Here is a 23182-nt window from a genome sequence, read left to right as displayed (position 1 = left end):
CCGTGCTGCGGCGATGCACGTAACAGGGAATAATCTGCGGTCGAGAACCGTCATCGATGGAGACCCCGTCGACTCGAGATTGTGAGGTGGCTCTCCGGCATGCAAGATCGGTTCGAATCGTCACATGCCGAGGGCTAGCCTCATAACCACAGGCGCTCCGATCGGGTACCGAAGAAAGAAACGAGGCGAACAACTGCCGTGAGCAGCAGCTCTACATCACAGTTCGGACAGAACCAGTGGTTGGTTGACGAAATGTACCAGCGTTTCCAGGACGACCCGTCGTCCGTGGATGCGAGCTGGCACGAGTTTCTGACCGACTACTCGCCGGAAGCAGCGGTTGCGGGAGGTGTGAACGGATCCGACACCACGGCACCCGAGAAGCCCGCACCGGCGAAGTCCGCACCCGCCACGACTGCTTCGGCCACCCCTGCTCCTAAGGCTGCAGCACCGAAGGCTGCGCCTGCATCCCAGGCGGCGCCGGCTGCGAAGCCTGCCGCAGCAAAGCCCGCCGCGACGAAGCCCGCACCCAAGGCTGCTGCCGCGCCTTCCGCCACACCCGCAACCGAGGAGAAGAAGGTTCTCCGCGGTGCTGCCGGCGCGGTCGCGAAGAACATGAACGCCTCGCTGTCGATCCCCACTGCCACGAGCGTCCGCGCGGTCCCTGCAAAGCTGATGTTCGACAACCGGATCGTCATCAACAATCACCTCGCGCGCACGCGCGGCGGCAAGGTGTCGTTCACTCACTTGCTCGGTTACGCGATCGTCCAGGCGATCCAGGCGTACCCGAACATGAACAACCACTACGCCGAGATCGACGGCAAGCCGAACCTCGTCACCCCGGCCCACACCAACCTCGGTCTCGCCATCGACCTGCCCGGCAAGAACGGGCAGCGTTCCCTCGTCGTCGCTGCTATCCGCAACTGCGAGACGATGAACTTCGCGCAGTTCTACTCGGCGTACGAGGACATCGTCCGTCGTGCCCGCGACGGCAAGCTCACCGGTGAGGACTTCTCCGGTGTCACGATCTCGCTGACCAACCCGGGCGGCATCGGTACCGTGCATTCGGTCCCGCGTCTGATGAACGGCCAGGGCGCGATCATCGGTGCAGGTGCGATGGAGTACCCCGCGGAGTTCCAGGGGGCCTCCGACGAGCGCATCGCCGATATGGGTATCGGCAAGCTGCTGACCCTGACCTCGACGTACGATCACCGCGTCATTCAGGGCGCCGAATCGGGCGAGTTCCTCCGTCAGATCCATCAGCTGCTGATCTCCGACGAGTTCTACGACGAGATCTTCCACACGCTGCATATTCCTTACGAGCCGGTTCGCTGGCGCAAGGACGTGCCGGAAGGCCTCGTCGACAAGCACACCCGAGTGCTCGAGCTGATCGCGGCGTATCGCAACCGCGGCCATCTGATGGCCGACACCGATCCGTTGCAGTTCGTTCGCGACAAGTTCCGTTCGCACCCCGACCTCGACGTCACGACCCACGACCTGACCCTGTGGGATCTCGACCGCGAGTTCAACGTCGGCGGTTTCCACGGCCAGCAGCGCATGAAGCTGCGGGACGTGCTGTCGGTGCTGCGCGACGCGTACTGCCGCCACGTCGGCATCGAGTACACGCACATCCTCGAACCCGAACAGCAGCAGTGGCTGCAAGAGCGGGTCGAGGCGCACCACGTCAAGCCGACGGTCGCGCAGCAGAAGTACATCCTGAGCCGCCTCAACGCCGCCGAGGCCTTCGAGACGTTCCTGCAGACCAAGTACGTCGGCCAGAAGCGGTTCTCGCTCGAGGGCGCCGAGTCCGTCATTCCGATGATGGACAGCATCATCGATCAGGCCGCGGAGCATCAGCTCGACGAGGTCGCGATCGCCATGCCGCACCGTGGTCGCCTGAACGTGCTCGCCAATATCGTCGGCAAGCCGTACTCGAAGATCTTCACGGAGTTCGAGGGCAACCTGAACCCGTCGGCCGCACACGGCTCCGGTGACGTGAAGTACCACCTGGGCGCCGAGGGCACCTACATCCAGATGTTCGGCGAGAACGACATCAAGGTCTCGCTGACCGCGAACCCGTCACACCTCGAAGCGGTCAACCCGGTTCTCGAGGGCCTCGTCCGCGCCAAGCAGGACATTCTCGACAAGGGTGAGAGCGGCTTCACGGTCCTGCCGCTGCTCCTGCACGGCGACGCCGCGTTCGCAGGCCAGGGCGTGGTCGCCGAGACGCTGAACCTCGCGCTGCTGCGCGGGTACCGTACCGGCGGCACCGTGCACATCGTGGTCAACAACCAGGTCGGCTTCACCACCGCGCCGGAGCACTCGCGTTCGTCCGAGTACTGCACCGACGTCGCCAAGATGATCGGCGCACCGATCTTCCACGTCAACGGTGACGATCCCGAGGCCTGTGTGTGGGTTGCGCAGCTCGCCGTGGACTTCCGCGAGACGTTCCACAAGGACGTCGTGATCGACATGATCTGCTACCGCCGTCGCGGCCACAACGAGGGCGACGATCCGTCGATGACGCAGCCGGCCATGTACGACGTGATCGACACCAAGCGCAGCGTCCGTAAGAGCTACACCGAGGCCCTCATCGGCCGCGGCGACATCTCGCTCAAGGAAGCCGAAGACGCACTGCGCGACTACCAGGGTCAGTTGGAGCGTGTGTTCAACGAGGTTCGCGAGCTCGAGAAGTTCCAGCCGGAACCGTCCGAGTCCGTCGAGCTCGACCAGACGCCCGCACCGCGCCTGACCACGGCCGTCGACCAGAGTGTCCTCGACCGCATCGGCGATGCGTTCGTCAACGTTCCCGAGGGCTTCAGCGTGCACCCGCGTGTCAAGCCGGTGATCGAGAAGCGTCGCGAGATGTCCCGCGAGGGCCACATCGACTGGGCCTACGCGGAGCTGCTCGCATTCGGGTCGCTCGCCGAGCAGGGTGCACTCGTGCGCCTGGCCGGACAGGACTCGCGGCGCGGCACGTTCACGCAGCGCCACTCGGTCCTCATCGACCGCAAGACCGGCGAGGAGTACAACCCGCTCGCGGAGCTCGCTGCGAACTCCGGTAACGGTGGCCGCTTCATGGTGTACGACTCGGCGCTGACCGAGTTCGCGGGCGTGGGCTTCGAGTACGGCTACTCGGTGGGCAACCCCGAGGCGCTGGTGCTGTGGGAGGCGCAGTTCGGCGACTTCGTCAACGGCGCGCAGTCGATCATCGACGAGTTCATCTCGTCCGGTGAGGCCAAGTGGGGTCAGCTCTCCGACGTCGTGATGCTCCTGCCGCACGGCCACGAGGGTCAGGGCCCCGACCACACCTCCGGTCGTATCGAGCGCTGGCTGCAGCTGTGCGCCGAGGGCTCGATGACGGTGGCCGTGCCGTCCACCCCGGCGAGCTACTTCCACCTGCTGCGTCGCCACCACCTCGACGGCATCCGCCGCCCGCTGGTGGTCTTCACACCGAAGTCGATGCTGCGCAACAAGGCTGCGGTCAGCAACGTCGAGGACTTCACGCAGGGCAAGTTCCGCTCGATCCTCGAAGAGGTCCCGTACGAGAACGAGACAGCGGATCGGTCCAAGGTGACGCGTGTGCTGCTGACCTCGGGCAAGATCTACTGGGAGCTGCTCGCGAAGAAGCAGAAGGAAGGCCGCGACGACATCGCGATCGTCCGTGTCGAGCAGCTGTACCCGGTACCGCGTCGCCGGATCGCCGAGACCCTCGACAAGTACCCGAATGCGTCCGAGTTCTTCTGGGTGCAGGAGGAGCCGGCCAACCAGGGTGCCTGGCCGTTCCTCGGCCTGGCTCTGCCGGAGCTCCTTCCCGATCACCTCTCCGGTGTGAAGCGGGTGTCGCGTCGCGCGATGTCGGCTCCGTCGTCGGGCTCGAGCAAGGTGCACGCGGTCGAGCAGCAGGAGATCCTCGACAAGGCGTTCGAGCACTGACAAGAGCGAGCGAAGCGACGGGAAGATAGTCGCTCGAGTGCCACGCAAGCCCCGTTCGTGCTCGATCAGGGCATGACGGTTCTCATGCGAGCCGGGTCGGTTCGTCCTTCGGGACGACCGACCCGGCTCGCGCCGTTTCACCGAGTGCGACGGCTGCGTAGGTGACGGCGGGGAGTGCACCGACCGCGAGTGCGATGAACTCGTCGCGGTCGATGGCCGGTTCCCGGAGCCACGCGATGGTGATGTCTTCGACGAAGGCCACCCAGCCACGTACGGCGAGGCGGACCGCGGGACCGGCGTCGATCCCGATGTCCGGCAGGTATCGAAGTGTTCGCTCGACCATCGCGGTGCGCGTCTGTTCGAAGACCTCGCGCATGTCCGGGTCTCCGCTCGCGGTTCCGCGCAGCATCGACACGTAGGTGTCGCGGCGCTCGGTCACGTAGTCGGCATAGGCGACGATGGTGCCGCGCAGCATGTCGAAGGGGTCGAGAGTCTCGTCCGGTGCGGTGCATTCGAGCATGTCGCGGCTGATATGCCGGACGAGTTCGACGTGGAACTCGTGCTTGGACGAGAAGTAGTGGAAGAGCAGTCCGCGCGACACTCCCGCTTCGTCTGCGATGTCTTCGACGGAGATCTGATCCAGCGGACGTTCGGCGAGCATCCGCATTCCGAGGTCGATCAACTGGGCACGACGTTCTGCCGGTCCGAGCCTTTTTCGTTTGGTGTCGGTGCCTTTCACGCTTCCATGCAACCGCCTTACTGAATTAGAGTCAACAAGACTATTGACCGCCGCTCAACAAGTGCCTACGCTGAGTTACATGAGTCTCACGGTTACAGACAATGCCGCGGCCGACACGAGCCCCCGCCTGGTCGACACGCTGATCATCGGCAGCGGATTCGCCGGACTCGGCGCCGCTATCGAACTCACGCGTGCGGGTAAGAACTTCCTCGTACTCGAACGCGGCAACGAGGTGGGCGGCACCTGGCGCGACAACACCTACCCCGGCGCCGCGTGCGACGTGCCGTCGAACCTGTACTCGTACTCCTTCGCCCTCAACCCCGGCTGGACCCGCTCGTTCTCCCCCCAACCCGAGATCCAGGCATACATCTCCTCCGTCGCCGACAAGTACGATGTCCGCCGCCGCACGGTCTTCGGCTGCGACGTGCACTCCGCAAACTGGAACACGACGACCTTCCGGTGGGACGTCGAGACCACCAAGGGCGCGTTCAGTGCGAAGATCCTCGTCTCCGCGGTCGGCGCACTGTGCGAGCCGTCACTGCCCGAAATCAAGGGAATCAACAGCTTCGAAGGCGAGATCTTCCATTCGGCGCGCTGGAACCACGATGCCGATCTCTCCGGCAAGCGCGTCGCCGTGATCGGCACCGGCGCGTCCGCCATTCAGATCGTCCCCGCGATCGCCGGCAAGGTCTCGCATCTCGACGTCTACCAGCGCACCGCACCGTGGATCCTCCCCCGCGCCGACCGCGAATACACCAAGGCCGAGCGATTCGCGTTCCGCTACGTACCGGGCTTCCAGCGTCTCTCGCGCACCATGCAGTACCTGACGCGCGAGACGCAGGTCGTCGGTCTCGCCAAAGCCCCGATCTTCATGAAACCCCTCGAGATTGCGGCCCGCGCCCAGATCCGTCGTCAGATCTCCGACCCGGTGCTACGACGCAAGGTCACCCCGACCTTCAAGATCGGCTGCAAGCGCATGCTCATCTCCAACGCCTACTACCCCACACTAACGCGGCCGAACGTCGACCTTGTCACCGCCGGCATCAGCGAGGTGACAGCCGACGGCATCGTCACGACGGACGGCACCGCCCGCAAGGTGGACGCGATCGTCGTCGCCACCGGCTTCCACGTCACCGACTCCCCCACGTTCGCCGGCATCTTCGGCAAGGACGGGCGCTCCCTCGCCGAAGTCTTCGACGACACCGGCATGCAGGGATACAAGGGCACCACCGTCGCCGGGTTCCCGAACATGTTCTTCCTCGTCGGGCCCAACACCGGGCTCGGCCATACCTCGATGGTCTACATGATCGAATCGCAGCTCAACTACCTCGTCGACGCGATCCGCACCATCGACCAGCACCGCATCGGCACCATCGAGGTACGCGAGGACGTCCAGGACGACTACAACCGCACCCTCCAGCATGCCCTCGAATCGAGCGTGTGGAACACCGGTGGCTGCGCGAGCTGGTACCTCGACAAGCACGGCAACAACACCACGGTATGGCCCGGATTCACCTTCGAATTCCGCAACATCACGAAGCAATTCGATCTCGAGGCGTACCGTAGCGTCGCCGCCACCGATCTTCCCTCACCTGTTCCCGCTCGAGCAGCGGAAGCCGACACCACCCGAGAGGTTGCAGCACAATGAGTGAATTCACCGGCAGGGTCGTCGTCATCACCGGCGCCGGCTCGGGCATCGGGCGTGCCCTCGCGCTCAATCTTGCAGCGAAGGGCGCCCGGCTGGCACTGTCCGATGTCGACACCGTCGGGCTCGAGGAAACCGCTCGTCGCGCACGCGATCTCGGTGCCGAGGTTCAGGCAGACCCGCTCGACGTCACGCAGCGCGAGAAGGTCATGGACTACGCAGACAAGATCGCCGAGCACTTCGGCGTGGTCAACCAGGTCTACAACAACGCGGGTGTCGCCTACCACGGGGAGTTCGAGCGCACGGAGTTCAAGGACTTCGAGCGCGTCGTGGATGTCGACTTCTGGGGGGTCGTCAACGGCACCAAGGCTTTTCTTCCCCACCTCATCGACTCGGGCGACGGGCACCTGATCAATGTGTCGTCCTTGTTCGGGCTACTGTCCATTCCCGGCCAAAGCGCGTACAACGCAGCCAAGTTCGCGGTACGCGGGTTCACCGAATCGTTGCGGCAGGAGATGCTCGTCGCGAAGTATCCCGTCCAGGTCACGTGCGTGCATCCCGGCGGAATCAAGACGGCGATCGCGCGCAACGCAGCCGTGCCCGACGGCGACGATCAGGTGAGCTTCGCGCAGTTCTTCGACAGTAAGCTGGCCCGCACGACCCCCGAGGATGCGGCGGCGACGATCGTCAATGGCGTCCGGAAGAACAAGGGCCGCGTGCTGATCGGCGCCGACGCGAAACTGCTCGACGGATGGGTGCGTCTCGTCGGTCCGGCGTATCAGCGTGTCGTCGCGTTCGTGACGGCGCGCGTCCTGCCGAAGGGTTAGCGTTCGCCATGCCCCACCTGCCGCTGCCGCTCGTCCGCGCCGCACTCCGGCCCCTGTACGCGCTCACGCTCAACGCGCGACTCCCCTATCCCGTGCAACGACGCCTGCTCGAGGCCGCCGCGCCGATCCAGACCCTGCCCGCCGGCACTGTGGTCCGACCGACCACCCTGGCGGGCCGGCCGGCCGAACGGGTGACGGTGGGCGCCACCGAACGACCCACCGCGGTGCTGTACCTGCACGGCGGTGCCTACACCTGCGCGTCGCCGGCCACACACCGGTCGCTCGTGGCCCACCTCGCCGCCGCCAGCGGTGCCGTGGTCTATGCGGTGGACTACCGTCTCGCGCCGGAGCATCCGTACCCGGCCGCGCTGGACGACGCTGTCGGCGCCTACCTCGAACTCCTCGACCGGCGGGGATTCACTCCCGGATCCCTGTCCATCGCCGGAGATTCCGCAGGGGGCGGGCTCACCGTTGCCACCGCGAACAGGCTCATCAGCGATCACGGCGTCACCCCGGCGGCTCTGGGTCTGTTCTCGCCGTGGGTGGATCCGGGTTCACGCTCGGCAACCATCGACCGGGATGTCGTCGTCAACACCCGATGGGCGTACACCTCTGCCGAGGCGTATCTCGGCGACGGAAACCCCAGCGACCCGGGTTACGCACCAATCCGCGCGGACCCGACGGGCCTCCCGCCGACGCTGATCCAGGTCGGCACCACCGAGGTGCTCCATCCGCAGATCATCGAGTTCTCGGGCAAGCTGCGCGCAGCCGGTGTGGATCTGACATTGGTGGAGCAACCGGAGCTGTGGCACGTCGCGGGCCTGCAGGCGTCTCTCGTGAAGGAGGCTGCGGATGCCGTGGTCGAGTTCGGAGAATTCCTGCGTTCGCACATGGCAGCGCCGTCACTGCCCTGATCGGCCGGCGCGGTCAGGCGTGCTCGGCGAGCCAGGTGTCGGCGACTGCGGTGATGTCGTCGCCGTCGTCGACGCGGGCGAGCATCTCGGCCAGATCCGCGGTGGTGAGGTCGCCGGCAACAGTGCGCAACGCATCGAGTTGGGCCTCACCGAATACGTCCTTACGGAAGACCGGGACGACGTTCTGCGCGACGAACACCGGTGTCTCCGCATCGGCGGAGGCCTCCTCCATAGGAGCGCGATCCGGGACGTCGGGCACGGTGATCACATCGCTTCCGCCGCCCTCCTCCGCGAACACCGGCGCGAGGGTGGTCAGTCCCGCGACGGTCTCGCCGGATGCAGCGGCGAAGGCCTCGGTGGGGTCTGCGCGTTCCACCGACAGCGGCTCGCACCCGCTTTCGATGAGCGCCTCGAGCCCACCCACGGCCTCGAACTCCGGGGTCACGATGAACGTCAGGCCGGTGCAGCGGCCGGCGAGGCCGGCAACGTCCTGCTGTGAGGCGAGTTCGGTGCCTGCGGCCAGCACAGCGCGATTCTGTGCGGACGCATAGTCCGCGATCGTCAGTTCGTCGGGGAGCGCACGAGCCAGCGCCTCGAAGACGTCCTCGGTATCCCCCGAAGTGACATCACCGAAGGTGACTCCGGGGTCGTAGTGCTGCAGCAGCAGACCGGTGTAGTCGGGGACCACCGTCACGTCTGCGGTATCGAGCGAAGCGAGGGCGGCGGCGCGGCTGCCGAGACCGTCACGCACCTGTACGTCGATACCGGTTGTGCGCAGCACCCCGGCGTAGAGGTGCGCAAGGAGCGCCCCGTCGGCGCCGTCCCGTGCCCCGACGACGACGGGACCGGACACTTCCGCCGGGTCGAGTACCGACGATGCGCATCCGGCCGAGAGCGGCAACACGGCCGCGACCGCCACGATCGACAACCGGTTTCGCATCCACTGGATTCCCACGGCGGTCATTGTCGCGCATCGCCGGCACGGGCCGGGCGCCCGGTGTACGGACGCCGAACGCCCCAGTCCGAACCTTGGTGCGGGTTCGAGCCGGGGCGCACGGTGCGATCACGTCAGTCGGCGACACCTTCTGCCCTTGCAGCGGCCGCAACGGCCTCTGCAACAGCGGGCGCGACACGCGGATCGAGCGGGCTCGGAACGATCTTGTCCACAGCCAACTCATCACCGACGACCGAGAGGATGGCCTCGGCGGCGGCGAGTTTCATGCCCTCGGTGATGCGGCGGGCGCCTGCGTCGAGCGCACCCTTGAACACACCGGGGAAGGCGAGCACGTTGTTGATCTGGTTCGGGAAGTCGCTGCGTCCCGTCGCGACGATCGCCACGTGCTTGGAGGCGACGTCGGGGTGGATCTCGGGATCCGGGTTCGACAGCGCGAACACGATCGCGTCGTCGGACATCGTCGCGACGATCTCCTCCGGCACGGTGCCCGCCGACACACCGACGAACACATCGGCACCGTCGAGCGCCTCGACGATTCCGCCGTGGCGACCGGCCGGGTTGGTACGGTCGGCCAGATCGGTCTTCACGCCCGACAGGTCTGTGCGCTCGTGCGAGATGATGCCCTTCGAATCGAGCACCGTGACATCCTCGATTCCTGCGGCGAGCAGGATGTTTGCGCACGCCACACCAGCTGCGCCGGCGCCGGAGATGACGACCCGCAGCTTCGTGATGTCGCGGCCCTGCACCTTCACTGCGCCCTTGAGCGCCGCGAGGAGGACGATGGCCGTGCCGTGCTGGTCGTCGTGCATGACCGGGCAATCGAGTGCCTCGATCAGACGCTTCTCGATCTCGAAGCAACGCGGAGCGGAGATGTCCTCGAGGTTGACGGCGCCGAAGCTCGGACGCAACCGGACGATGGTCTCGACGATTTCGTCGGGGTCCTTGGTGTCGAGGACGAGCGGGATGGAGTTGAGCCCGGCGAACTTCTTGAACAGTGCGGCCTTGCCCTCCATGACCGGAAGGGAGGCACGCGGGCCGATGTCGCCGAGGCCGAGCACGGCGGTGCCGTCGGACACGACAACCACGAGACGGTTGGTCCAGGTGTAACGCTCGGCGAGCGTCGCGTCGGCCGCGATCGCGCGGCTGACCTGGGCAACGCCCGGGGTGTATGCGATGGACAGGTCGCGCTGGGTGTCCAGCGGCGAGGTGAGTTCGACGGAGAGCTTGCCGTCGACGTGGCTGCCGAAGATCTCGTCGTCCGTCAACGCGAGCTTCTGAGGGGTTTGTGCGTCGGACACAATTGACACGATGACACTCCTGCGTGTTCCGAGACCAGTCGGGTCCCGGTTACTGCGAAGTAACTGCAACAGAACATCATTGGTATGCACCAGTGTGCATCGACCGTCTATGTAGTTGCAGCAGCTTCGCCAAGGACGGGTTCGGTGAAGCTTCCGGGCGCGATCACGATTGCCGCTGTACAACGCTGTACGACTTCCGGAGCGTGATGGCGCCTAGGAGGGTGGCCCTGGCGGCGGCCCTTCAGCAGGACCTGCCATCTTCTGCCCGAAGCGGGGCGGTAGCACCACCTCGAACCACACAGAAGTTTGCCACCTTCACAGACCAAACATCAAATCGGTGTTGGTTGCGAAGGTTCTCACCGATTTGCACTCCCTACCTGTGAGTTTGCAACTGCGACCGCCTATTTTTCGGTGATTCCTCAGCGACTCCTGGGGTTACGCCCGAGCTACCGGCGAGTAGCGCGAAGATTTCACGTCCTCAACCCCACCACTGGGTGACCAACAGAATCGATGCAGTGAAAACCACCACAATTGCGGCAATGACGGAAATCGGCCCTCTCCGACGGTCCGCGATCACCTGCGCCACCACCGCGACGACCGCCGCCACGACGTGCGCCACCACCGACGTGGTCCCCGGACCGGGAAAACTGCCATCTCCCCCGAGATAGTGGGCACCGCACACAACGATCATGAGCACCAGGACAGCGCCGGTCACGATCCCCGAGACGACGCGTGCCGCCCTCACCACGATGCCCGCCCGCCCGGGAGGAGTTCCGTAGCGCGCACCGTCGCCGTAATACTCTCCCGAGTAGTACTCGTCTGCGTAGTACTTATCGTCGTAATAGTTACTGTCCCGGTAGATTTCATTCTGATGTGCGTCGTCGCGACGCGGGCCCCGCGACCTCATCCCTCGACCACCTCGGCACCGTGCGCACGATCGAGCAGGTCCTCGAACGCGTCGCGATCGGTCGTGAACCGGCCGAGCCCGACCGACTTGTTGTCGCCGTGATAGTCGGACGAACCCGTGACGAACAGTCCCAGATTCGACGCCAGGTCTTTCATCAGCCGAGCATCCGCGTCGCTGTGGTCGGGATGGTCGGCCTCGACACCGCCGAGACCGCTCTCGGCGAGCTCCTCGATCTGGTCGAGCGCCAGTAACCGCCCGCGAGATCTCGCCCGGGCATGTGCGACGACCGCGACGCCACCGGCCGCCGTCACCATCTTCACCGCCTCGGCCAGCGGAGTGTCGCTCTTGTCGATGTAGTAGCGGCCCCGCGGCGCCAACAGCTCGGTGAAGGCATCTCCGATCGTCGACACGACGCCGGCCTCGACGAGGGCGCGCGCCAGATGCGGGCGACCGGCCGCCGGTCCCGCCTGCTCCAGAACATGATCCGCGTCGATGGGCAGCCCGTCCGCCGCCATGCGTTCCGCCATCACTCGCAGCCGCGACACGCGCTCACCGCGCAATCGCTCGAGTTCGTCGACGAACACCTGATCCGTGGGATCGAACAGATATGCCAGCAGGTGCACCGCGACGGGATCGCCGTCCTCGCCGCGACCGGTGCACGACATCTCCATTCCCCGGACCAACCGCAGGCCGGAGGGTAGAGCACCCACAGCCTCGTCCCATCCCGCTGTGGTGTCGTGGTCTGTCAGGGCCACCACGTCGAGGCCCGCGGCCGCCGCATTCCGGACCAACCCGGTGGGGGTGTCCGTACCGTCGGAGGCGGCCGAATGGGAGTGAAGATCGATGCGCACCACACAAGTGTGTCAGGTGCAGCGACTACGATGGTCCAGCGACCGGACAGCGCCTTCGACTCATGCCGAAAGCACCCTACGGGCACGTGCCGATGACACCTCGGAACGTGCCGAAGGCACCTCGACACGGAAGGGAACCCGTTGCCGAATCCCTCCCTGCCGCGTCCGGGACGCCGCACGACAACGGACATACCGACGATCCACGTCCCCGCCGAACGTGCGGTGGTCGACTGCGCGATCTACATCGACGGCAAGCGACTCCCCGGCCGGTACGCCCACGCCGCCGCCCTCGCGGAGGTTCGCCGACGCGGCGAGGGCTTCGTCTGGCTCGGCCTCCACCAACCGGACGAACACCAGATGACGAGCGTGGCCCGCACGTTCGATCTGCACGAACTGATGGTCGAGGACGCGGTACACGCCCATCAGCGCCCGAAACTCGAGCGCTACGACGATCTGCTGTTCCTGGTTCTGCGCACCGTGACCTATGTCGAGCACGAATCGGTGACCACCACCAACGACATCGTCGAAACCGGGGAGGTCCTCCTGTTCACCGGCCCCGACTTCATCATCAGCGTGCGTCACGGCGATCATTCGGAACTGTCGGCAGTACGCGCCCACCTCGAAGCCGACCCGGAGCAACTCGGTCTCGGGCCTGCAGCGGTGCTGCATGCGATCGCAGATCATGTCGTCGACACGTATCTTGCGGTCACCACCGCGGTGGAACCGGACGTCGATGATCTCGAGGAGTTCGTCTTCACCCCCGACACCAGGATTGCGGTCGAGCAGATCTATCTCCTCAAACGCGAGATCGTCCAGCTTCGCCGGGCGGTGGTGCCACTCGCGGAGCCGCTCCAACGACTGATCCGCTCACCCGGCAATCCGATCCCCAAGGACATTCGGCGTTACTTCCGCGATGTCGCCGACCATCACACGACGGTGTCCGACCGCATCGCGACCTTCGACGAAACGCTGAGCACTCTGCTCGACGCCGCGATCGCCAAGGTCACGGTTCAGCAGAACACCGATATGCGCCGAATCTCCGCGTGGGTCGCCATTGCGGCGGTGCCCACGATGATCGCGGGTGTGTACGGCATGAACTTCGACCACATGCCGGAGTTGCACTGGGAGTACTCCTATTACGTGGTGGTCGGCATCATCGCCCTGATCGTGACGGTGCTGTTCGTCCTGTTCCGCCACAACAAGTGGCTGTGAGCACTGCACTTCTCGAACGCGAACCTGGTTCATCCGGTTCGCGCCCGGGTACGCGTTCGGTGCCGGTCGTCGCACTCGCGCTCATCGCACTACAGGTGGCGATCCGCGGCGTCCTCGCATTCCGGGGCGAATTCTATTGGGACGACCTCATTCTGATCGGTCGCGCGGGGACCTACCCGCTGTCGTCACCGGAACTGTTGAACTACGACCACGACGGTCACCTGATGCCCGGGGCGTTCGCGGTCGCATCGCTGGGCACGTGGCTCGCACCGATGCAATGGTGGCCTGCCGCAATGACTCTCGTCGTGGCCCAGCTGCTGGCGTCTCTCGCGGTGTTACGTCTGTTGTGGCTGATACTCGGACCGCGTCGGGTGTTGTGGGGCCCCCTGCTGTTCTACCTGTTCTCGCCGTTGACGCTGCCCGCGTTCGCATGGTGGGCTGCCGGCCTCAACTCACTCCCCATGCAGGCTGCACTCGCTTGGGTGGCCGGTGACGCCCTGCAGCTCGCGCGGACGGGCCGGCGACGTCATGCCGTGTCCGGCGTCGTCGTCGCCCTCTGCGCATTGGCGTTCTTCGAGAAGTCGATCCTCGTACCTCTGGTCGCGTTCGCGACGGTCGCGCTGTTGTATCGCGTCGACGGTGTTGTGCGGCCGGTCCGTGTCGCGTGGCAGCGAGCACGCCCCCTGTGGCTCGGATCCGGAGTCGTGCTGGCGGTCTGGGCCGCGTGGTACACCACCGTCGTCGCATCGCGGTTCGGTGTGCCGCCCTGGTCGATGGTGGCAGGACTGACCCACCACGGCCTGTCGTACGGTCTCGCGCCGTCGCTGCTCGGTGGGCCGTGGCAATGGGACCGCTGGAATCCGAGTCCGCCATGGGCCGACCCACCGATGGTCCTCGTAGTCGCCGCGTGGGTCGCTGTCGCGGGTGCGCTGGTGTGGAGCCTGCGGTGCCGGACCCGGACCGGGTGGGTGTGGATCGCGGCGACCGCGTACGTGTGCGCCTCTCTCGTGGCCATGATCAGCACACGGTTCGGTCCCGAGACGACATACGAGTTGGCGCAGACCCTGCGCTACTTCGCTGACTCGTCCGTGATCGTCGCGGTGGCCGCTGCACTCATCCTCCGCAGCGCCGAACGCAGAACATGGGGGCTGCGGTCGCGTGCGGTCGCCCTCGCCTGCGCGGTCGCGTTCCTCGTGAGCTCGGCGTGGTCGACCGTCACGTTCGCCCGCAGCTGGACCGACAACCCCACCGGCGAATACCTCGCGACCGCGAAAGCTGCACTCACCGAACACCCGCAGGATCCGGTCCTCGACCACCCGGTGTCGGTGTGGGTCCTCCTGCCCGTCACGTACCCGCACAATCTCGTCGGGTCGGTCTTCTCCTCGTTGCCCGGACGCTCCGACATCAGCGACCACACCACCGCGCTGCGTGTCCTCGACGATCGCGGCGCACTGGTGCCCGCCGAACTCATGCCGCTGCGCGGCGTCCTCCCCGGTCCGGTGCCCGAGTGCGGGTACGCGGTGGCCGACGATGTGGTGACACCACTGCTCTTGAACGAGCCTGCCGGCGACTGGGAGTGGACTGTGGAGCTCCACTACATGGCCGCCGACGACGGTGCGATCGATCTCGGATTCCCCGGTCGTCCCAGTGTCTCCGTGCCCGTCACCGAAGGACTCGGCTCGGTCTACGTGCGAATCCCCGGCGGCGGCGCTGCGCTGCAGGTCGAGTCGGCGACACCGGGCCTGAACGTGTGCATCGGCGGCGGATCCATGGGTGTCGTAGTCCCGAGCTGACCGTCACATGCGAGCAGCGCCACGCTCGGGATCTCGGACATCGATGCCTGCCTCCACCCATGCCTCGCGGAGGGCATCGGCGCCGCGCAGTCGCTTCCACGCCGCCTCGTTCGCCGTGATCGGAACCGCTTCGAAGAACCGCACCGGATCGGCGGGCTCGGGCAACTCCAACTCGGGCACGTCACTCGCTTCGAGAAGCACCGCGGTGAACGGCGCACCCTCCCACAGTGGCTCACCGAGATCGAGGAGTGCATCGTCGGTGAGTACCACTCCCTCCACGGCCGGGAGCGCCGCCAGCACCGCCAGGCTGCGGTGCACACCGGCTGTGAGCCCTTCCGCCCTGCGCAGGCTCAACACGAGTTCGGCTCGTGGACCGCGGGTCGGGTCGGCGACGATGGTGGTGGGGTCGCCCATCGGATGACGCGAACAACCCAGCGTCGCGAATCGGGTGAGGTCATCGCTCGCGTGGAACCGCAGAATCTCGATCGGCTCGAGACCGAGGAACGTCACCGACGCCGATTCGGGCGCCGATCCGGTCGCGTCGGACAGATTCGCAGCGAGGTGGGCATGGACTGCGGTGAGAACGGCTTCGGTCACCTCTGCAATCTATCGCTCCCGAGGGATCCGATGCCGGGGCGGCAGCGGGAGCTGCGAGCACACCCCTCAGAACATGGTTCCCGCGAACGGTGCCAGCGGCCACGCGAACAGCGCCTCGGCGACCGGAAGCGCTGCCCGGTCGTGCACCGTGATCCGTCCCGCCGCCGCCAGCTCGTGGCACCCCACCCCGCCGAGCAACACCGATCCGAGTTCGGCGACTCCGAATTCGAGCTGCGCAGGTTCGGTCGAGGTCGATACACCATCGGCGGAGACCTCGAAGACCCCGGTGTTCTCCGCGAAGAGAGTGTCGGTCACCGCAACCCGGACCCTCCCGGCGCCCACGAACGAGCGTGCTTCGAGTGCGCGGGGCACGTCGAGGATCCGCAACCAGGTCTCGTCCGATACCGAACGAACATTCGCTGCGCGGTGGTCCGCCAGCATCCACGGCAGTGGATCATCCGCGGGCACCGCATCGAAGACGATCCGGTCGACGAGGTCGAGGTTCAGCAGAAAACGGACGAGTCCCGCGTGCGCTTCCGCGGTGGGAGCGAAGAAGTCACTCACGACGATGGTCCGGTCGCGCCCTCCGAACCATGCCCCGGTGTTCTCCGGGCGATACCGGACGAACCCGTCCTCGGCTCCTGCGCCGCCGTGCACTGCGACGTACGAGGGTCCGTTCGTGGCCGAGAAACGGAAGCGCTGCGAAGCCCACCAGAACGAGGTGCGCTCGATGCGCCCCGGACGATGCGCCACATACTCGGAATAGATGCGCTCCAACAGATCCCAGGATTCGGGAAGCTCCGCGAAGCTGACCGGACCGCCCTCGGGCACACCCGGGTGCAGCACCGCGCGGCGTCGCTCGACTTCGAGGGTCGTCGACGTCGACGCGATGCCGTAGCCGAATCGTCCGTAGATCGTGGCCTCGGAGGCCCGGAGCGTGGCGACGACGTCGCCACGGTCGCGGGCGTCGCGCAACTGCCGATGCACCAGCGACGTGACCACACCGCGACGTGTGTGGGTGGGGAGCACCCCGATGTGGGTGACAGCGGCGTGGGTGACGCGCTCGCCGCCCGGCAGCACCAGGAACCCCGACGTCGCATCGACGGTTCCGACGAGTGCGCCGTCGATGAATGCGCCGACGGTGCGGCCCTTCTCGAGGTAGTCGCCCATGCGTCCCTCGGGATAGTCCGGCCCGGAGGGGAGACCGACCATGGCCGTGCGGAACAGCGCCATCGCCTGCCGCAACTCCTCCTCGGATTCGAGTACTCGGATCGCGACGTCAGGGTGTTCACTCATACGCCCGACACTCTCATACGCCCGACCCTGGGGCCTCGATTCATGGCTGGTCGGCCCTCTCACGCAGAGTCGGTACCGAGCCGTACATCGTGGTCGCCTGCCGCCGGGGCGGCGAACCTCACCAGCTTCATCCCTTCGGTCTCGATCGCCGACCGGTTCGATGACGTCAGCGAGCGCCACGGCGTGACTTCCAGCACCGCGGATGTGCCGCCGATGGTCAGCTTCGCGGCTCCGGCGACTCGACCGCCGACGAGCACCAGAGGAGCGATGATTCCGTTCTTCGTCATCGTGCGGGCACGGTGTTCGTCCGAAATGAACCGTCGGCGATCGGCGTGCGAGAGCAGCGCATTGTCGAACGGAGCGAGGATCCGCACCGGTGCGGGGGTGGACGGGTCGGGGCGCGGGGCGTCGGGCAGATCGAACAGTTCGATCCCACGCTCGTCGCGGAAGGTCGCGAGTTGCGGGCGCAGCCGATCGACGATCTCCGACAACCTGGTCAGGCCGCACCATGCCTGCACGTCGCGAACGCTCGCGGGGCCGAACGCCGCGAGGTATCGCAGAACGAGTCGGTCCGGGCTCGGGAGGTCCGATTCCGGCGGGCCGGCCCATACGTCCAGGGGTGCGAGACGCGGCTGCCCCGAGCGCCCCCATAACCCGCGCGGCGTGACCTGCACCAGCGGAAGCAGGCACCGCACACCGTGTGCGAGCGCTGCAGGGTCCTGACCGGGGAAATGATCAGCCAGCAGCGGCCGGAGCTCAGCCTGGGTTCGCGGGGTGTCGGACAGCAGCTCTCGCGCAAGCGACGCGAGGGCCGTCCGATCGACGCCGCGCAGGCCGGCGCCGTGGATCGGGTTGGCGTCGAGGTCGTTGTCGAGCAGCGGTTGCACCCATGGACGCAGTGCGTGTGCGTCGGCCGCGGACACCGCGAACACGGTGCCGCGCATCAGCACGATCCGCACCACACGTCGGGACTCGAGAAGCGCCGACAGCGACTCGGGGCGGAAGCCGCGGAGACGAGTCCACAGTGCGTAGTAGGGCGGGGTCGGGGCCTGGGCCTGCAGCCCCAGTAGATGCTCGATCATGGCCAGCGGATCCGTGTCGCTCCGACGCAGCAGATGCTGACGAGCAAGGGTCGCGCGCCCGAGCGCCCGATCGGTCAGAGTGCCGGTAGCCACAGTGCACCTTGACACACACCACCGACACGAAGCGTGTGAGACAGGTCGACCACACGAGCACAGGTAGGTTTCCACCGTGCAAGAGGAATGGGACATCGCCTCCCCCGGCGTGCTGCAGCTCCCGTCGGGGCGGCTCGTTCGTGGTCGCTCGTTGCGTGCCCCCCTACCCGAAATCCCACTACCCGAATTCGGTGTCTACCTCCAGGGGCGTCCGCTGGTCGCCATCGACTGGGATTCGCGCTGGGTCCGTTGGCCCGACTTCCGGGTGCCGTCCGACTCCCAGGACGCATACGACACCCTGTACGAGGCGTGGGTCCGTGCAGGACGGCAACGGGTGGAAGTCGCCTGCACGGGTGGGCGGGGGCGCACCGGAACCGCACTTGCGTGCCTCGCGGTACTCGACGGCGTTCCGGCGAAGGAAGCAGTCGCATTCGTCCGCCGCCATTACCACCCGCGCGCGGTCGAAACCCCGTGGCAACGCCGCTTCGTCGCACGGTTCCCGTCACTCGGGTGAATGACGCCTCTCGAGCCGCACCACGGCGGCTTCGGCTGCGGCTGCCTCGCGTTCCGCAGCGGTGACGTCCTTCTTCGCCGCCGCGACCGCGCGACGTGCGAACTTGCGTTGTTGTTCGGCGTGGAGCAGTTTCTCCTGCAGTGCCGCGACCTCCGCCTCGTGGCGGGCGAGTTCCTCATCTGCTTCCGTCGCGGTGGTGCGCGCATGCTCGACCGCACGGCGCGCACCCTCTGCCACGGCGGTCGCCTCATTCAGTTCGGCTCGCTCTGCGGCGCGATCCGCTCGTCCGGCAGTGCGCTCGTATCGTGCGTCCGTGCGCTCGGGAACCACGCTCAGCGGCGCCGACGACAGGTCTCCGAACCCGCCGAGGTCGCCGATGCCACTCGGTTCGATGATCGCGTCGAGCCGCCCCGCGCGCACACGGTCGGCGATCGCCGGGTCCGCAAGAGCGGCGTTGAGGGTCTGTGCGACCTCCCGCAGCGCGCTCTCGCTGACGTTTCTCCCCCGTTCGGAGGCGAGTTCGGCGACGTCCTTCTCGAGGGCGGAGATCACTTGCCGTCGTTGGGCCGACAGTGTGCGCAGGTCCTGGCCGGACAGGGTTCGCTGCGCGGTACGCAGGGCGTCGCCGAGTTCGAGGAGGACACCGAGTTCGTCGACCCGCTCACGTGCCAGCAGGTTCACCAGCCATGCGGCAACCGTCGGTTTGCGGAGCCGGCCGATCGCAGCGGTGAGCTCGCGATCACCCGACTCGCGGGCCTGCGCCGCGTACTCGGTGCGCGCGGCGATGAACCCCCCGGGGTCCAGGCCGTACAGGGAGTCCGCCACCGAATCGAGCGTGGGCATGTGTCGAGACTAGTGGCGGATCACCCCGCCGGCACAGGGACGCCCGATCCTCGCAGCAGATGGCGCGCTGGCATCGTCGTCGCCAGGTGCGCGACCACACAGGTGACGAACACCGTCGCCACCACGGTCCACAACGGGCCCTGGGGCCAGGGTTTCCCGACGAAACCGATGGCCAGCATCGTCATCGGGCCGAGGGAGATCACCAGTCCGATGACCGTTGCAATGAGGCAGACCAGCAGGGTTTCGGACCACGCCATCGTGCGGAGTTGGCGCGGGGTTGCCCCGACGGCCCGCAGCAGTTGCCACTCCCGTCGACGGCGGAGTGTGCTCGCCACGAGACGGTTGGCGACACCGAGCAGGATGTACCCCATCAGGGCGAGGGACACGGCGATGTTGAGCACGCGTGAAGGATCCTGCGCGGACGGTCCCGTCAGGGCCGTGCGGGCATCGTCGATCTGCATGCCGGGCGAGTCCGTGAGAAGCGGCGCGAGTTCGGTGGTGATCCGCGCGTGGTCTCCGGCGACGAGCACCTCGTCGTAGGGCCCGGACGAACCGTCCGGGAGTAGGTCCGACGCCGCGACGATCTTGCCGAAACCGAAGCCGCGCGCGTATGTCGCGACCACCGTCGGCTCCACCTCCGTCCCATCCGACAGGATCAGCGGCAGGGTGTCGCCGACATCGACCCCGGCAAGCCTGGCAGCAGCGGAATCCATTGCAACGGAATCACCGGTGAGGTGCGTCAGGTCGCCGTCGGTGACCCCGAGATCGAGTGCTCGTCCGACGCCGGGACCGACAGCGAGCATCGGATACTCCTCGGCACGTGGTCCGCCGTCCTGCTGAAACGGACGTATCACGGTGGACCGGATCATAGCGACGGCCGCGGTCGACGAGGGCGCGCGCTCGATCGCCGCGAGCGCCGACGACGACACTCCGCCCGCGGCGGGTGCGGACACGACCACATCGGCGACTGCGCCTTCCCTCACCTCGTGATCCATCGTGGCGCTCGCAGTGGTCCCGGCGAAGATCTGTGTGGTCAGCAGTCCGACCGCGAGTGCGAGGACACTGACGGCACCACCGGTCCGCAGCGCATGGCTGCCCGAGTTACGCACGGCGAGCCACCTGCTCGCAGAACCGGTCCTTGGCGCGATCCACCCGCAGATACGCCTCACCATCGCGGGGGCGATCAGCGACACACCGATGCTCGCCAGCAGCGTTCCCGACGCCGTACCGATGAGGGCTTCCTCGCTTCGGATGCCGAGGGGGACGAGGGCGGATCCGGCCGAGAGCGCCAGCACCACGAACCCCACCCGGGTCCGACCCGGACCGCCGCCGCGAGGTTCGGCCTCGGTCTCGACGATCGCCTCGGCGCCCGACATCCGGGAGATACGTAACGATCCCGCGCGCGCCGCCACCTGAACCATGCCCAGCATCAGCAGCCCGGCACCCAGCGCCGGACCGGGACTCCAACTCAGCGACTGCCCGGTCGCCAGCATTCCCACCGAGACCAACGACTGCGTGGCCGCCGCAGACAACAGATGGCCGCCGATGACGCCGACGATCACGGCCCCGAAGGCCGCACGGGTCGTCTGTTGCGCCGTCATCGACCGGATCTGTCGCGGCGTCGCCCCCACAGCACGGAGCAATGCGATTTCCCGTGACCGGTTGGCCACCCCGACGGAAACCGCTCCCGCGGTGATGAATCCGACGAGGACTACGACCACTCCCCCGACGGAGAACGCCGCGGCCGTCAGCATGCGCGTCCCGGAGGCCGCCGCCGGCCGCTCGACTCGGCCGATGTCAGCGCCCGTCGCTACCACGAAACCTCGTCCCGCGACGAGTTCCTCGACGCGGTCGGTGACCGCGGCCGCATCCGCGTCGTCGTCGAACGCGACGGTGAGGAGATCTGCGGTGTCCGCCGGCTTCCGGGAGAGTTCCCGCGCCGAGGAGTCGCTGACGAATACGCCACCGCCCGGGAGATCTGCGACACCGGTGACCCGCATGTCCCGGGCCTGTCCCCGGAGCAGTACCTCGACCTGGTCGCCGACCGAGACACCCGCCGGGGCAGCCGCATCCGCGGTCAGCACGACGTCGGCGGGACCCCTCGGTGCGTCACCGGTCAGGTCGATTGTTCCGAGTAGAGAGCTCCATCCGTGTCCGTTGTCTCGGACCGACTCCACCGACAGCACCCCACCGCGACCGTCGGTGACCACAGCCGGAAAGCTCAGATCTGTCGCAACCGCACGCACCCCCGGTATCTCCGACACCTCGTGGGCGAGATCCGACGGGACCCCGGCCTGCTCGGGCAGTACCGGATCGAAGTCTTCGTCCTGCGGGACACTCTGGTCGCCGCCGACGACCATGTCGACACCGGCGAACCGATCCGTGGGGACCTGCGAACGAAGTCCCGACTCGGCCATGATGAGACAGAACGTGACCAGCGCCGCGCCCGCCGCCACCGCACACACCACCGCGAGCACTTCACCGACCCGGACAGGCAATCGCACCGTCATCGGGCTCGTCCTCCGAGCACGGCGGTCAACAGAGGTGCGTCGGGGCTGTGCAGGACCTGAACGATGCGGCCACCTTCCATCACCACGACATCGTGTGCTCGGGCTGCAGCCGACGGGTCGTGCGTGACCATCACGACGGTCTGCCCGAGGTCGCGCACGAGATCATCCAGGAGGGAAAGGATCTGATCGCCGGTGGCCGGGTCCAGCGCGCCCGTCGGTTCGTCGGCGAAGACGACGTCGGGGCGGGTCGCGAGTGCGCGCGCCACCGCGACCCGCTGTTGCTGTCCGCCGGAGAGTTCTCCGGGTTTGCGAGACAGGAAGTCGCCCAGACCGACCCGGTCGACGATGGCTCCGAGCCACGTTTCGTCGCCGGGTGTCTCGGCCAAGCGAAGAGGAAGGGTGATGTTCTCTTCGAGAGTCAGGGACGGGATCAGGTTGTAGGCCTGGAACACGAATCCCACCCGTTCACGCCGAAGCCGTGTTCGGGCGGTCTCCCGCAGCCGGCCGATCTCCGTGTCTCCGATCCACACCCTGCCGCGTGTCGGCGCATCGAGTCCGGCCGCGCAGTGCAGTAACGTGCTCTTCCCGGAACCGGATCGACCCATGACGGCAAGGAATGCGCCGCGCGGGACGGTCAGGCTCACGTCGTCGAGTGCGGGGGCGCCTCCTCTATCGCCCTTGGGCCGATGGATTTTGGTCACCTGCTCCAACCGGATCGCAGCCGTCACGGATTTTCCCTCGAGGCTGGACCCGGTGTGCGCTACGCCAGTGTTCACGAACGTCGCCGCCCCAGGTAGCGCGCCACCAGCATCACGAGACAGAGGACTGCGGGGATCCCGAACACCAGCGAGAACAGCACATCGTCGGGCTTGAGGATCGAGAACACGGCGTTCAGGCCGACGCAGACCGCGAGTGCGACCCACAGCGTCCCCGTCGCCCGCTCACGAGGTTCCCCGCCCGGTCGAATGTCGGCTGCCGAGAGTGGTTGGGGTGTTCCGGATCCTTGGTTCGGTCGGATGCCGTACGGGTCGTCCACGATGTCTCCTCCAGGAGTCGAGGCCGCTGCGCGGCGCGGTTGTACGTCCACTGGTCTCGACGCTATGAGCAGTCACGTCATCCCGACATCCCGACAGCTACCGGCTTCCGGTACAGCAGGCTGTACTGTTCGTCCCT

At 66.8% G+C, this 23182-nt stretch carries 19 protein-coding genes; 7 read left to right on the top strand and 12 right to left on the bottom strand.

All coding sequences use genetic code 11. From position 1 onward, the window contains the following. Positions 1-198: 198 nt before the first annotated feature. Positions 199-3933, top strand: coding sequence for a multifunctional oxoglutarate decarboxylase/oxoglutarate dehydrogenase thiamine pyrophosphate-binding subunit/dihydrolipoyllysine-residue succinyltransferase subunit (locus EV641_RS09485; RefSeq protein ID WP_132471600.1), 3735 nt, complete (start codon positions 199-201; stop codon positions 3931-3933). Positions 3934-4015: 82 nt separating this feature from the next. Here the strand turns inward: EV641_RS09485 and EV641_RS09480 are convergent, their stop codons facing one another. Continuing rightward, a complete protein-coding gene (locus EV641_RS09480; protein ID WP_241996994.1) occupies positions 4016-4672 on the bottom strand; it encodes a TetR/AcrR family transcriptional regulator in 657 nt (218 codons plus the stop codon). A gap of 79 nt (positions 4673-4751) precedes the next feature. Between EV641_RS09480 and EV641_RS09475 the strand changes: the two genes are divergently transcribed. From EV641_RS09475 to EV641_RS09465, 3 genes are read left to right on the top strand one after another with little or no spacing between them, the layout of a single operon-like run. Further along, the gene (locus tag EV641_RS09475) at positions 4752-6320 is read left to right on the top strand and encodes an NAD(P)/FAD-dependent oxidoreductase (RefSeq protein ID WP_132471599.1); all 1569 of its coding nucleotides are present in this window, start codon (positions 4752-4754) and stop codon (positions 6318-6320) included. Next, positions 6317-7144 (top strand): SDR family NAD(P)-dependent oxidoreductase, encoded by an 828-nt coding sequence (locus EV641_RS09470; RefSeq protein ID WP_132471598.1) that lies wholly within the window; start codon positions 6317-6319, stop codon positions 7142-7144. Before EV641_RS09475 ends, EV641_RS09470 begins: the two co-directional genes overlap by 4 nt. A gap of 8 nt (positions 7145-7152) precedes the next feature. Next, complete coding sequence (locus tag EV641_RS09465; RefSeq protein ID WP_132471597.1) at positions 7153-8058, top strand: alpha/beta hydrolase; 906 nt, start codon at positions 7153-7155, stop codon at positions 8056-8058. Between the two features lie 13 nt (positions 8059-8071). Here EV641_RS09465 and EV641_RS09460 read toward each other — a convergent pair whose 3' ends face one another. The 4 genes from EV641_RS09460 to EV641_RS09445 form a co-directional block, all read right to left on the bottom strand. After that, positions 8072-9013, bottom strand: a complete 942-nt coding sequence (locus tag EV641_RS09460; protein ID WP_241996992.1) for a glycine betaine ABC transporter substrate-binding protein — start codon at positions 9011-9013, stop codon at positions 8072-8074. A gap of 113 nt (positions 9014-9126) precedes the next feature. Continuing rightward, positions 9127-10320: an NADP-dependent malic enzyme gene (locus EV641_RS09455; RefSeq protein WP_132471595.1), complete on the bottom strand. Its 1194-nt coding sequence runs from the start codon at positions 10318-10320 to the stop codon at positions 9127-9129. A gap of 469 nt (positions 10321-10789) precedes the next feature. Then, positions 10790-11218, bottom strand: a complete 429-nt coding sequence (locus EV641_RS09450) for a hypothetical protein (RefSeq protein WP_054717747.1) — start codon at positions 11216-11218, stop codon at positions 10790-10792. After that, positions 11215-12069 carry a PHP domain-containing protein gene (locus tag EV641_RS09445; RefSeq protein WP_132471594.1) on the bottom strand — a complete coding sequence of 285 codons (855 nt, stop codon included), beginning with the start codon at positions 12067-12069 and terminating at the stop codon, positions 11215-11217. The genes EV641_RS09450 and EV641_RS09445 overlap by 4 nt, the downstream gene beginning before the upstream one ends. Before the next feature lie 141 nt (positions 12070-12210). Here EV641_RS09445 and EV641_RS09440 point away from each other — a divergent pair, with 141 nt between their 5' ends. Both EV641_RS09440 and EV641_RS09435 read left to right on the top strand, forming a co-directional pair. Next, positions 12211-13281 (top strand): magnesium and cobalt transport protein CorA, encoded by a 1071-nt coding sequence (locus EV641_RS09440; protein WP_054717752.1) that lies wholly within the window; start codon positions 12211-12213, stop codon positions 13279-13281. Between the two features lie 59 nt (positions 13282-13340). Continuing rightward, complete coding sequence (locus EV641_RS09435; RefSeq protein ID WP_199233199.1) at positions 13341-15074, top strand: hypothetical protein; 1734 nt, start codon at positions 13341-13343, stop codon at positions 15072-15074. Between the two features lie 3 nt (positions 15075-15077). On the opposite strand, the gene EV641_RS09430 is transcribed toward EV641_RS09435, so the two are convergent. The 3 genes from EV641_RS09430 to EV641_RS09420 form a co-directional block, all read right to left on the bottom strand. Beyond that, positions 15078-15671 (bottom strand): suppressor of fused domain protein, encoded by a 594-nt coding sequence (locus tag EV641_RS09430; RefSeq protein WP_132471592.1) that lies wholly within the window; start codon positions 15669-15671, stop codon positions 15078-15080. Between the two features lie 66 nt (positions 15672-15737). Continuing rightward, positions 15738-16967 (bottom strand): GNAT family N-acetyltransferase, encoded by a 1230-nt coding sequence (locus EV641_RS09425; protein WP_132471591.1) that lies wholly within the window; start codon positions 16965-16967, stop codon positions 15738-15740. A gap of 59 nt (positions 16968-17026) precedes the next feature. Beyond that, complete coding sequence (locus EV641_RS09420; protein WP_132471590.1) at positions 17027-18142, bottom strand: winged helix DNA-binding domain-containing protein; 1116 nt, start codon at positions 18140-18142, stop codon at positions 17027-17029. A gap of 76 nt (positions 18143-18218) precedes the next feature. Between EV641_RS09420 and EV641_RS09415 the strand changes: the two genes are divergently transcribed. Then, positions 18219-18656, top strand: coding sequence for a protein-tyrosine phosphatase family protein (locus tag EV641_RS09415; RefSeq protein ID WP_132471589.1), 438 nt, complete (start codon positions 18219-18221; stop codon positions 18654-18656). Here the strand turns inward: EV641_RS09415 and EV641_RS09410 are convergent. From EV641_RS09410 to EV641_RS09395, 4 genes are read right to left on the bottom strand one after another with little or no spacing between them, the layout of a single operon-like run. Next, a complete protein-coding gene (locus tag EV641_RS09410) occupies positions 18645-19499 on the bottom strand; it encodes a hypothetical protein (protein WP_132471588.1) in 855 nt (284 codons plus the stop codon). The genes EV641_RS09415 and EV641_RS09410 overlap by 12 nt on opposite strands. A 20-nt stretch (positions 19500-19519) precedes the next feature. Then, positions 19520-22009 (bottom strand): ABC transporter permease, encoded by a 2490-nt coding sequence (locus EV641_RS09405; protein WP_132471587.1) that lies wholly within the window; start codon positions 22007-22009, stop codon positions 19520-19522. After that, the gene (locus EV641_RS09400) at positions 22006-22737 is read right to left on the bottom strand and encodes an ABC transporter ATP-binding protein (protein ID WP_132471586.1); all 732 of its coding nucleotides are present in this window, start codon (positions 22735-22737) and stop codon (positions 22006-22008) included. Before EV641_RS09400 ends, EV641_RS09405 begins: the two co-directional genes overlap by 4 nt. Before the next feature lie 44 nt (positions 22738-22781). After that, complete coding sequence (locus tag EV641_RS09395; RefSeq protein WP_132471585.1) at positions 22782-23045, bottom strand: hypothetical protein; 264 nt, start codon at positions 23043-23045, stop codon at positions 22782-22784. Positions 23046-23182: the final 137 nt, after the last annotated feature.

Origin of the sequence: Rhodococcus sp. SMB37 (genome assembly GCF_004345605.1) — a bacterium.
Taxonomy (GTDB): Bacteria; Actinomycetota; Actinomycetes; order Mycobacteriales; family Mycobacteriaceae; genus Rhodococcus.
This window is presented reverse-complemented; position numbering and strand designations above follow the sequence as displayed.